Below are 12,084 nucleotides of genomic sequence, written 5' to 3'. Positions count from 1 at the left end.
CTTATTTTTTCTGTCCCTTAAAGATAAGAATTCTATTACTCTTTTACAATTTCTTCTTGGGCTTTTTCACACAGTCTCTGAAACGAACGGCAAAAGAGAGCCTGCGGCACGAGTAGAGATGCACGGCCGTGCATCTCTACACACCCATAAATCATCATTTATCATTTCAAAACAATATCAAAATAATCTGCACTAAATCGCATGGATAGATACGGAGAAGAATACATCTTGTCGGTTTTGATGGTTTCGCCGGAAGACAATTATATGGTGGAAATTGTCTTCCCCGGCGCACTGGCCACCAACTACGGAATCTGTCTTCCTGCCGTGCGGGAAATGAAAGCTGCGGCCGGAATCGTAATAGGAGAACTGCGTTTGACGGAGCGTTTCTTTCAACCACTGCGAAAGCTATAACCGATCTGTCCGGTGGCTTTTCGGGCGCAGAGGGAAAATCAGAATCTTCTGCGCCCGTTCTATGTATCAAGACTTAAAAGATTTATTTGGAAAGGAAATTCCTTCGGTCAAGAAGTTTAACCTTAAATTGAGTACATTGCCCGCCGAAAAACACCCCTTCTATTACAAGGCGGCCTACGACGCCGCTTTTACGGAGTGGGACACGCTTGCAAAAAGTTACCGTACATTTCTCACAAACCTGTTGTTGCACGACAAGCAACATACAGCCGACTACCTGCGCCGGCACACGGTGTTCGGCACGCTGGTCTACATCCTCCGCGAACCCGTCTTACTTCGGCGCCTGCTCTCGCTATCTGAAGGAAAAGGCAACGGCGGCGTCCCGTCATACAGGCATCTGTCTTTCTGCCTGCTCCTCGCTTTCGACTTCTCCGAAACAGTGGATTACCTGAGCGACAAACTGCGCATAGACTCCGCCACAACCGACGACCTATGCGACCTGATGGACCTGGCTCGTTTAGATAATGAGCCGGGACACCTCCGGCCGCACACGTTGTATTAGGTGTCATTATCATCATAAAATGATAATCACTTTATGATAATAATGATATTTTTCTTATATTTGATGTAGTCTGAAGGTATTTAATTGACTACAAATAGATTAAAAGAAACTCGCATGAGAATAGGCAACGGATAAGAAATTGGTAAAGTGCTTTGATACACTATATTTCTCATGCTGTCAAACAACTCTTATTTGTTTGCAAATATAATATTATTGCAGGTAAAAATCAAAAATAACGAGGTTTATTTTCATTTTTGCCTGCTGATATTTGTTCCGGATTGTCGGATACGATATATTTGTAATTAGGATTCGTACCGTGTTCCAAGCGGTTCATAAGTAACGACTTGCGGAGTTTTGGCAACAAGGGGATGCGGCTCCGTTTTATAGAAATGACTTATGCAAACCGACTTATCCATTTACAACAGTCTTCGCCCTTCCTTTATAGAAGGCGTTCACGCCGTGAAGTTCAATGCTTTGTCGGCGGTCATATCGCGTTACCGGGATTATGCCCGCAGTTCCGAACAAATAAAAGCGTACTCGGGAGATTCTCTGCTGATGCGGGACATCGCCTCCTTGCTTGACGAAGCACCCCGTCCCATAACGAGGGAATACCAGGATTTCACCCCGTTCCTGCTTCTTCTGATGCTTTCGGAGGAATTTCATGTCGTCCATTACGTCGAGCGTCTTGTAACGTGGTATTTCGGCTACTGTTGTGTCGATGAACTGCGGACGGTTTGCACCATTCTGTCCGAGTGTTCCTACCCGCATCACGACACGCTGCGGCTGCGGTTCAAGAATTACCTGCGTGAAGCCCGTAAGACATTGGGTATGCCCGTTGAATGTAACGCTGCTGTCATGCTGAAAATGCTCGACGCCTCTTATGAACATCTCACTCCCGCCGATGTCGGGGAGTTCGAGGAGCTGTTGCACCTGGGGGACGATTACGAGTTCATCTCCCGTGTCAAATCGAATTATCTTGCCTCGGATAACGTCACGGAACTCGCCGGGGTTTGCGGGTATTCCAGCACGATTACCTTCCGCCGGCGTTTCCAGCGGGTTTTCGGCTGCTCGGCCTCCTCGTGGTTACGTCAGCGCCGTATCGAACGTATCGGGGAGTTGTTGCGGACGACACACTACACGTTGCAGGAAATAGCCTACATGTGCGGTTTCTCCGCCCAATCCCACTTTACGGACTTTTGCAAGCGGAATATGGGGAGCAATCCCACTTCCATCCGCCAGGAAGGTCGGATCTGACATTAAAATCGGCTCCGTGATAAAAAAACGAAGAGAAAGATAAAAATCGTAATCCGCCGGTTTTTCGATTCGCTAACTTTATACGCGAAAGTAACAAGACGGATTATGATTGCATTTATAGAAAAATTAAACAGCGAAGTCCTGCGGAGTATCGAACGTATCGAATCGCGGGATACCGACGTGTTGAAAAAGTCGCTTGAAGCGTCACGTGTCCTGGGAGAAGCGTTCGACCGTTTGAAACAATATATCATCGGCTACCGTTTTCAAAACGATGACGAGGAAATAAAGTTCTTCAAAGAAATCAAACCTCGTCTTTTTTGCCGTCTGATCTATTACCGCAAGCTCTACAATATCGAGATGAACCGTCCGGTAGGAAGTATCGAGGCACAACGGGAGTACCTGGACGCCCATGTTCGGGCCATCAACGCGTACACGCAGAAACGCCTCGACTTTATCCGCTATTTCCGCAGCGGCGCTACACACCTGGACAGCCTCTATTTCCTGCGCGGGCAGACCGACACGGAGCAATACCTGGAAACCTTCTACTATGAACTCGACCCGCAGTTTTCGACAAACGCGGATTTCAAGGTGGCGAAAATCCTGGCCAACGATATGTTGTCGGTTTATCTTATGGGCGAATTGGAATCACTGGAGAGCACGAACCTCCGGAACATGGTTCTGCCATTGCCTGACGTGCGTCCGACATGGCAGGACTCGAAGACGGATCTGACGGAACTTATTTACCTGCTCGACAGTAAAGGCTGTTTCGGCAATGTGCCACTCACGCAACTTGCCAGCTACATTTCCAACGCTTTCAACGTACACCTCGACATGAACCTTTCGAGGACATTCTGCGATATGAAAATCCGAAACAACCCGACACCGTGGCTTGACAAGGCGAAAGAGGCCCTGCTTAAACGTATGCAGACGTGGAAGCGAAACAAGAAAAACGGCAATTCCGAGTAGAACATGAACCGGTAAAGCACTCTATTTCTTATAGAAGCACTGATAATCAGCGTTGTATATAACAAAAGAACCGAGGTCGGTTTTCCCCCGTAACTCTCGAAAGGAACTTTCCCGAACGCCCGTATTTGCACCCGTATAAGGAGCCGATACGGGTGTTCCGTTGTAGCCCCGTCCGGATTAGAACACCGTTAAGCGTTGAATCACAGTATGCTATCGCATTTCTGCCAATAAAAATACCGAGTACGGGCCGCGGATTTCGGTAAAAAACACTGCCTTCTTCACCGCATGAACCGTTGAGAATCAGTTCACTGCAAATTATCAAAAAAAAGTCGTACCGACATCGTTTTAAGCTGTCCATATAAGCCCGACCTTTGTAACAGACTAAAAAACAAAGGAGTATGAAAATCATAGTGATCAGTTCGCGAGCCTATAACGAGCTTGTCGGGCGTATAGAGAAAATAGAGGCTGCAATCGCCTCTCTCCCTGAAAAGGGGCGTGCATGGAATAAGGAGTATATAAACGACGAATGGATGGACGGCGAGCAGGTCTGCCGTTACCTGGGCATCAGCGGGCGTACCCTTCAACGCCTCCGCTCGGATCACGTGATCACCTATTCGGCCATCAACCGGAAGCTGTATTATTCCCTCACGGAAATCCGCCGTGTGCTGAAGGAGCGTTCCGTGCGGCGCAAAAACCGACCAAAGGAGTAGGCCATGTTTCTGGATAAGGAATATTTCGACGGATGGATGCAGCGGCTCTCGGAACGGCTGGAACGTATTGAGAAGCTGTGCGCGGGGGACGTGGAGCAACCGCTTTCCATCCTGCCTGACGGGGAGCGTCTTCTGGACAATTACGACCTGTGCCGTATGCTCAATATCAGCAAGCGCACACTCCAGCGTTACCGCACCTCGGGAGAGCTGCCTTACGAGATGATCTATCACAAGACCTTCTACCGGGAATCGGACGTCCTGCGGTTCATCGAGCGTAACTTCAGTAATTTCCGCAAGCTGAAAAAGGATCGTCCTGCCGGTTCCGGTTAGGCCCTGTCCCGAGAGTCCGGCGTCATGGAAAAACGCGGAGATACATGGAATAAGGCACGACAAGGCGGTACAACCGTTCGATATTTGCCGTAAAATCAGTATGTTTGCACTTGGAAGCCTATATAATAATGAACAATGAAAGAAACAGATAAAATATATCCTGCCGACAAAGGGGAGGAAGAGCTACTGCATAACGTGCGCCATATCTTGCAGGAAGCGCGCGCGAAGGTGATACATCATGTCAATTCGACCCTCGTGAGGGCTTACTGGCAGGTAGGGAAATACATAGTGGAGTACGAGCAGCAGGGAACCGGCCGTGCCGGATATGGCAAGGCTGTCATCAACACCCTTTCCAGGCGGCTCGTGGCGGAGTTCGGAAACGGGTTCACGGCCACCAACCTGCGGTACATGAGGCAGTTTTACCAGTGCTACCCGAAATATCACACGCTGTGTGATAAATTGAGCTGGTCGCATTGCCGCACGCTTCTCAAGGTGTCGGGCGATGCCGCCCGTGATTTTTACCTGCACGAGTGCGTCAAGGAAAACTGGAGTGTCCGGCAGCTCGACCGCCAAATCAACACGCTTTTCTATGACCGCTTGCTGGCCAGCCGAGACAAGAAAGCCGTGAAAGAGGAGATTTCCCGTACCGAACCCGGGCGTGTCGAACCCAAAGAGATCATCCGCGACCCGTATATCCTGGAGTTTCTCGGTATCCCCCAGGGAGAGCATTTTCTGGAAACCGATCTGGAGCAACTGCTCATCAGCCGCTTGCAGCGCTTGATGCTCGAACTCGGGAAAGGCTTCGCCTTCGTCGCGCGACAGAAGCGTATCTCCTTCGACGACAAGCATTTCTACATCGACCTGGTCTTTTACAATTACCTGGCCCGCTGTTTCGTTTTAATAGACCTTAAATCCGGGGAGCTGACCCATCAGGATTTGGGGCAGATGCAGATGTATGTCAATTACTACACCCGTGAGTTGATGAATCCCGGGGATAACCCTCCGGTGGGTATCGTCCTCTGCGCGGAGAAAAACGACGCGGTCGTCCGTTATACGCTGCCCGAAGATGAAAAGCAGGTCTTCGCCGCCCAGTACATGACCTATCTTCCCACGCAGGAGGAGCTGCAAACACTCTTGCAGGAAGTGTGACAACAACGCTCATGGGCATATGAAAAAAGCCGACGGAAATCTGTACTTCCGTCGGCTTTTCGCTTACATCTTAATCCCTTTCTTTGCGGGGCCGTTCTCCGGCGGGCTGCCCACGCCCGCGATCACGATGCGCCCCCCGGAGGCGTCGGCAATCTGCCGCAGCCGGGAAGGAATACGGGCCGCCGTGTTGTCTTCCTTCGGGAGCTCTTCCGCCGTGTCATGCCGTTCCCGGCACACGTCGTTATCCTCCTCCGCCTCCTTTCCCTCGCTCTCTTCTATCGGTTTGAGGCTTTGCTGTATCCTGCGGTCTATTTCCGTCAGGTCAGTTTTCAGGGCCGTCAGTTCGGGCTCCTTGCGCCAGGAACTTTCCACCACTTCCCGCAGGACGGGAATATCTTTCTCCAGTTCCTCGTTCTTTTTCCGGAATTTTTCCAGTGTCGGCTCGATGGTCGCGAGCGCGTGGATGAAGTTCATCGCCGCCAGTCGCGGGTCGGAGGCGATATTCCCGTAGTTATACTGGTATAGATAATCCCCTTCACCCCGGACATAAAAACGGTTCTGCACCAGGTCGAGCCCGTCTTTCCCGGTCGTTTCGCTCTGGACGAGCAGTTCGAACCCGTAGAGGCTCCCGATGGGTTCGAGCCTGTCGAGCGTGCGTGCCGTTTCGGCGATACGGTTGAGCTGTTTCCCGATGAGCTTGGGGTCGGAGGTTTCCAGCCCGTTCAGTTTCACGGGATTGCGGTACGAGCCGTCCTCGTTGAACTCGACGCGGGCCTTGAAGTGTTCCAGATCCTTGCCGATACGCCGTATCAGGTCGTTGTTCTTCTCTATCTTCTCCGTGATCTGCTCCAGCTTGTAGCGGCTCGATGATTTGCCGCGCACGAATGCCTGGCGTTCGCTTTCGAGCGTGGCGATCTTCTTCTCCAGGCGGGCCTTGTCCAGCAGGTCTGTATTTCCCGAGAGGACGGCTACATACTCGGAAAAATTCATGCCGCTTTTCTCGTCGATGGCCCCCTCGTCGATGGTACGGCTTCCCATGTTGTTGGTCTTGAGCTGGCGGATGAACAGTTGCTTGTTGTGCAACAGCCCGAACTTGTAGGCGTCGAGCGACTTCTCGACGGCGTATAATATCACGTCCACCTTGTTGTCGGCATGGAGTTTGGCGATCTCGTTCCCGGTGCGTATTCCCCGCCCGTCGCGCTGCTCCAGGTCGCTGGGACGCCAGGGGCAGTCCAGGTGGTGTATCGCCACGCAGCGTTTCTGCGCGTTCACTCCCGTCCCGAGCATCTCGGTCGATCCGAAGAGTACGCGGATTTTTCCGGCGTTCATACCGGCGATCATCTCCTTGCGCGCTTTTTCCGAGGTCGCCTCCTGGATGAACCGCACCTCGCTTTGGGGTATGCCGTAATCCTCCGCGAGTTTACGCCGTATCTCGGAATAGACGTTCCACCCCGCTCCGGGTTTGTAGGTTCCCAGGTCGGAGAATACGAACTGCGTACCTTTGTACGCCTCGAAACGGCGGTAGTAACCGGCAATCATACGGGCGCAGTGGCTCGCCTTGTTGTCCACGTGGTCGCTGTATAGTTCGGGGTCTATCATACGCATATCGAGCGACATCTTGCGGGCGTAGTCTGTGGCAATGAGCATTTTCGCCTTTTCCTCCCGCTCCGAGAGCGGCAGGCGGCCCAGGAGCGTGGCATCGCCCGATTTGGCGAATTGCACCAGCCGTTCTATGAACTCCGTCTGCTGGGGTGTCGGCGGGATATTGTGCAATATCTCGTTCTTTTGCGGTCGGTCGATCCCTATATCCTCCGCCGAGCGGTAATCTGTAATCTCGGAGTAGAACATGGCCAGTTCGGGAACCTTGATGAAATATCGGAACCGTTCTTTCTGCACGACCTCGTTGGTCACGGAAAACTCGTAGTCGATGGTTTTCTTGGCAAATATGGCCGCCCAGGCATCGAAGGTGCGGATATTCTGACGCTCCAGTTCCTTCGGGCGCAGGTACTTGAAAAGCAGGTACAGTTCCGTGAGCGAGTTGGAGATGGTCGTTCCCGAGAGGAACGTCGCCCCCAGGTCGCGGCCCGTGCGCTGCTGTATGGTACGCAGCGCGAAAAGCATGTTGAGCGCCCGCTGCGACCCCTCGGGATTTCCGAGGCCCGCCACCCGGTCATGCCGGGTCGTGAAAGTCAGGTTCTTGAATTTGTGGCTCTCGTCCACGTAGAGGTGGTCGATACCCATGAGGCGGAAGTCCACGGCGTCGTCCTTGCGTGTTTCCAGCGCGTGCGCCACCTTCTGCAACTTGGCTTCCAGGTTGGCCTTGCGTTTCTGACACCCTTTCATCATGGCGCGGGAAACGTCCCTGCCTTGTGCTTTGAGCACTTCGAGGTTCTCCTCCACACAGTCCAGCTCGGCCTGCAATATCTCCTGCTGTATCTCCGGGGACTGGGGTATCATGCCGAACTGTTCGTGCGAGAGGATCACGGCGTCCCAGTCGTTGTTGCGTATCTCCCGGAAGATGCGCTCACGCTTCCGGGGCGTGAAATCCTCCTTGCCCGGGTAGAGGACTTTGGCCATCGGGTAAGCGGTGCAGAACGTCCGGGCTATTTCATGGATGTTGGCTTTCAGCCCGATAATCATGGGTTTATTGGCCAGCCCGAGGCGTTTCTTCTCGTAGGCCCCGCAGCACATGATGAGGGTCTTTCCGCCGCCCACCTCGTGGTCGATTATCCCGCCGCCGAGCAGTTTGTCCATCCATATCGCGTCCTTCTGGCTGTCATACAGATTGTCTATTCCCAGCCCCTTGAGGTCGAGGTCGGGGAATTCCTGGTGCGTCCCGTCGTACTTCGGGCGCACGTAACAGTTGAAAGTACGGTTATAGAGGTCTGTCAGGCGGTCTTTGAAGTCGGACGACTGCTCGCGCAGCCATTCGGGGAAAGCACCCCGGATCTCGTCTATCTTGCTGTTGGCGAGCTGTATGGCCTCCCCGTCACGCACTTTGACCTCCCGCCGTTCGCCGTCCACCCATTTGAGGACGGTCTTGGTGATGTCGGGCGAAGTGTTTTGCAGGGCGTGTTTCAAAAGGTGCAGGCCGTTGTACTTACGGGTCTGCGCGCTGACGGCATACTGCTCCGTGATCTTCACGTTCGTCGCTTCCGCCTTCACGCCGTACTCGTCCAGGTTAGAGGCGAAGGTGATCTTCACCTCCGTATCGAAGAGCGAGGAGGCGAAACGCTCGTAAATACCTTTTGGAATCCACCGTTCGCCCAGGTTGAAGTCCAGGTCGTCGAAAGCGATGGGTTTGGGTGTCGCCTCGCGCAGAGCCTCCAGCGATTCCCGGGCCGGGGCGTGGTCGGGATTCTCCCGCAGGAACGCCTCGATCCGTTCGGCTTTCCCGATGACATTGCCGGCGATGAACTTGTCGGCAACCTCGTAGCCGTCCGTTTCCGGGTTGTAATAGATACGTCCTTTCAGTTCCCCGAGTATTCCCTCCACGGTAGTTCCCGTGAGCGAGGCCATGTAGTGCGGTTCCACCCGGCCGTACTTGTTCAGGCTGGCCACAAGGGCCTCCGAAGCGTCGTCGGCGTGCGTGATCTCATCGGGATTGAAGGCCACGGGACGCTCGAAGATGTCGGCTTTGCGTGCCTTGCCGTCGATGTAACGCTCCAGCGACAGAATCTCCGTCCCCCGCGCGTCCATCTTGATCAGGTCGAGGTTGCGTTTGTCATTGAGCCGTCCGAAGCGTTCGGTGAAATTGTCGTAAAGCCGGTTGAGCATCTCCCGCAGGGCGGGGTTCGCCGTCAGCGTTTCCGCCTCGTTGTTATAAAGGTGGTAATAGGCATCGCGTATCTCGATATACATGGAGGCTTTCGTCCGTTGTGCAGGCGTGAGTTCCAGCGGGTGGAACATGGGTTGCAGGGATTCAGTCTCCCGCAGGTAGCCGACCCGGTTTTGTCCGTCCGTGACGAGTGTTCCCTCGCGGAAATAGGGGGCGACCTCCCCCTCGAACGGTCGGGGTTTCATATCCGCCTCCCGTATCTGCGGCATTTCTTTACCGGGTTCTTCCTCCTCCGGATTGTCCGGCGTGTCGAACAGGCCGCCCGTTCTCGGCGTACCGGCGGCTTGTTTCCGTTTGCCTTTCGGGGCTTCCGTCGGGGGGCGTACCGCCTGCCGTTCCCGCTGTTCCGGGGTTTCCTGCTGCCGGGCGCTTTGTCGGCGCAATTCCGCCCTCCGTTCCGGGGTAAGCGACATCATCATCTCGTAAAAGCCGTTGATCGGCGGGTTGTCCTCCCAGTTCAGGGAGGCATACAAGTCTTCGGGATCACGCTCCGGTGGCGTCGTTTTCGGCATTTCGCTCTTCTGTTCCTCCGGAGAGGAGGCCGGGGCGAATAATGAGGGTTGTCGGGGCGTCTTCCGCTTTGCTCCCCGGCGGCTGTTCCTTTTCTTGGATATACCGAGTTCTGCCTGCCGCCGCTCCTCGGCGCTGAAGCCGAACAGATCGTAGAGCGTCAGCAACGGTTCCTGCTGCACATTTACCGGTTCGGCAGCTTGGGTGGCAGGTACGGGAGCCGCCGTTTCCACCGTGTCGAAAAGCGACCCGGCGAAGCCCTCCCGCGGTTTCGGTTCCGTTATTCCGCCCACGTGCTGCACGGGAGTATCTGCCATGCCGAAATCTTCGGGTTTCGGCGGGTGCTGCTCCCACAAGCGATTCTCCCGCTCCTTCGACCAGGCCCCGAAGTCGGCCAGATCCTCCCCGGTCGGTTCTCCGGCGGGTGTGGCAGCAGAATCCGGTAACACTTGTCCGGGTTTGTTTTCGATTCGGGTAATCTCCCCGGTTTCGGTATCGACATGGTAGCCCTGTGCCGCCATTTCGGCGACGACGCGGCGTTTTTCCTCCTCTTCCCGCTGCTGCTGAAGGTTACGGGCATCGGCGATAATCTCCTTGACGATTTCTCCGGCAAGGCGGGGCTCGTGTCTTTCGGCACGCTGGCGTTCCGCCTGACGGGGACGGGACAATTCCCGCTCCGGTGTACCGGGTGTCTGTTCCGGAGCATGTTCCAGGCAATAACTCTCGTTGAAATGCCGGTTGAAATCCTCCGAGAGCATACGCCGCATCTCCCGGTCGATGCCGTCCACGCCCTCCGCGTGGGTGAACTCCATCGCCGGTTTGCCGTAGGGGTCTTTGCCTACTTTGGCCTCGGTATGGATCACCCTGTCGAACGACTGGAAAAGGTTGTTTATCCGGATGCCGTTCGACAGCTTGCGGGATTCGATGAAATCCCGCTGCCGTTCGGACAGTTCCCCCGTGGCGGCTTTCTTTTGCAGGATAACCAGGTCGCTGCCGACCTCCGTCCCCGCGTGTTCTGTAAAGAGGTTGTTCGGCAGCCGGATGGCCGATACGGGCTCGCAGCGGTTCATCAGCCACTCGCGCACGGGGCGTCCCTGCTCGGCGTTCAATACTCCCTGCGAGGTGATGAATGCCACCAGGCCGCCCTCGCGTACCATATCGACGGACTTCATGAAAAAATAGTTGTGCAGCGCCCGTGTGCCTTGCCGCCGCACGGGGTCGGTATGGGTGGAGAAGAACGGGTCGAAGAGCGCCACGTCCCCGAAAGGATGTTGCTCACGGCCACGTCGTAGTAACCGGCGTATTTAGGTTCGATGCGCTCGAATCCCTGTACCCGCACCCGTTTTTCGGGGTGCAGGTGCTTCAGGATCAACCCCGTGGCGGGGTCTTTCTCGAAGCAGGTGATCTCCGCATAGGGGTCGTGGAAATCCACGGCATTGACGAAAACCCCCGTTCCCGCACTGGGGTCAAGAATACGTTGGGGGGCGATCCGCGTATCCCATATCGCCTCCACGATGGCGTCTGCCACTTTCGGGGGCGTGTAAAAAGCCGTCAGGACGGAGTTCTTGATCCCGTCCATGTAGCGCTTGTATTCCCGTTCGTCGGAAGTATTCGCCCTGATGACCTCGTGCAACTCGGCCACGAGCGTTGCCATGCCGTCCTTGTCCGGTTTCCCGGTGGGGTTTTCCAGCACTTCCTTGATGGCGCCGAAGCCGCTGTATGCGCCGAGTGTCCTTTCTTCTTCGGGAGTCGGCGCCCGCCGTTCCCTGTCGAGCGTGAAGGCCGTCTTCAGCGCGTCGATATTCTGGCGGAGGTGGGTTTTCTTATTGAATGCCATCTTCGAGAAGTATTTGGACGGTTCCCGTCAGTTCGGTATAGAACAGTTCATAGTCGGGCGTGTTGGCGAAGTCGTCCGTGAGGTCGTACTTCTCCAGCACCCCGCGGCAGAGGGGCAGCAGGCGTAGAGCCGCCTGCCGGGCGGTATCCTCGGGAATCTCCGCCTCGAATTCCCTCCAGAGGATGTTTACCAGCGTGTTGTAGGGTGAAAAGTGCAATCCGCGGTAGAGTTCCTCGCGGGCAATTTCTTCGGCCTCGATGTGGTTACAGCCCGAACGGATCGCCTCGCTGTACGCTTGGGCGGCGCTGTCGGCCCGCTCGGCGATGAATTCACCTTCGGCGATGAGTTCCGGGTGGCTGTCCTTGAGGTAGGATAGTAACGAAAGTCCGTAATAGGACAATTCCCCCGTGGGGGTATGGTGTTGCTTGTCTGGCATGATAAGAATTTTTAGTGGTCGTTGATAATCGGGGAAGAGAAAGGCGCCCCGGGTTCCCACCCGAAGCGCCGACCACTGAAAAAA

General features: G+C 54.8%; 9 protein-coding genes and 1 pseudogene. 8 read left to right on the top strand and 2 right to left on the bottom strand.

Annotation, left to right across the window (positions count from 1 at the left end):
- The 8 genes from DW083_RS22795 to DW083_RS11145 all read left to right on the top strand — a co-directional run.
- Positions 1-196, top strand: a 196-nt coding sequence (locus DW083_RS22795; RefSeq protein ID WP_233552162.1) for a hypothetical protein, incomplete at its 5' end; no start/stop codon positions are given.
- Between the two features lie 5 nt (positions 197-201).
- A complete protein-coding gene (locus DW083_RS11180; protein WP_187574937.1) occupies positions 202-411 on the top strand; it encodes a hypothetical protein in 210 nt (69 codons plus the stop codon).
- A gap of 61 nt (positions 412-472) precedes the next feature.
- Positions 473-970, top strand: coding sequence for a hypothetical protein (locus DW083_RS11175; RefSeq protein WP_122332410.1), 498 nt, complete (start codon positions 473-475; stop codon positions 968-970).
- A 396-nt stretch (positions 971-1,366) separates the two neighbouring features.
- Positions 1,367-2,224, top strand: coding sequence for a helix-turn-helix transcriptional regulator (locus DW083_RS11170; protein ID WP_004294809.1), 858 nt, complete (start codon positions 1,367-1,369; stop codon positions 2,222-2,224).
- A gap of 105 nt (positions 2,225-2,329) precedes the next feature.
- On the top strand, positions 2,330-3,190 hold the full coding sequence (locus tag DW083_RS11165; protein ID WP_004295489.1) for an RteC domain-containing protein: 861 nt from the start codon (positions 2,330-2,332) through the stop codon (positions 3,188-3,190).
- 398 nt (positions 3,191-3,588) lie between these two features.
- A complete protein-coding gene (locus DW083_RS11155) occupies positions 3,589-3,900 on the top strand; it encodes a helix-turn-helix domain-containing protein (protein ID WP_117508529.1) in 312 nt (103 codons plus the stop codon).
- A 3-nt stretch (positions 3,901-3,903) separates the two neighbouring features.
- Positions 3,904-4,230, top strand: coding sequence for a helix-turn-helix domain-containing protein (locus tag DW083_RS11150; RefSeq protein WP_004295487.1), 327 nt, complete (start codon positions 3,904-3,906; stop codon positions 4,228-4,230).
- A 135-nt stretch (positions 4,231-4,365) separates the two neighbouring features.
- Positions 4,366-5,379: a YhcG family protein gene (locus DW083_RS11145; RefSeq protein ID WP_004319206.1), complete on the top strand. Its 1,014-nt coding sequence runs from the start codon at positions 4,366-4,368 to the stop codon at positions 5,377-5,379.
- 63 nt (positions 5,380-5,442) lie between these two features.
- Here DW083_RS11145 and DW083_RS11140 read toward each other — a convergent pair.
- Together DW083_RS11140 and DW083_RS11135 are read right to left on the bottom strand one after the other, a co-directional pair.
- A pseudogene (locus tag DW083_RS11140) lies at positions 5,443-11,564 on the bottom strand (helicase-related protein).
- Positions 11,551-12,000, bottom strand: a complete 450-nt coding sequence (locus DW083_RS11135; protein ID WP_181979030.1) for a DUF1896 family protein — start codon at positions 11,998-12,000, stop codon at positions 11,551-11,553. The pseudogene DW083_RS11140 and the gene DW083_RS11135 overlap by 14 nt, the downstream one beginning before the upstream one ends.
- Between the last annotated feature and the right edge of the window lie 84 nt (positions 12,001-12,084).

This window comes from Parabacteroides sp. AF48-14 (assembly GCF_003477465.1).
Taxonomy (GTDB): domain Bacteria; phylum Bacteroidota; class Bacteroidia; order Bacteroidales; family Tannerellaceae; genus Parabacteroides; species Parabacteroides acidifaciens.
The sequence above is the reverse complement of the archived record's forward strand: the minus strand, read 5'-3'. Positions and strand labels throughout refer to the sequence as shown.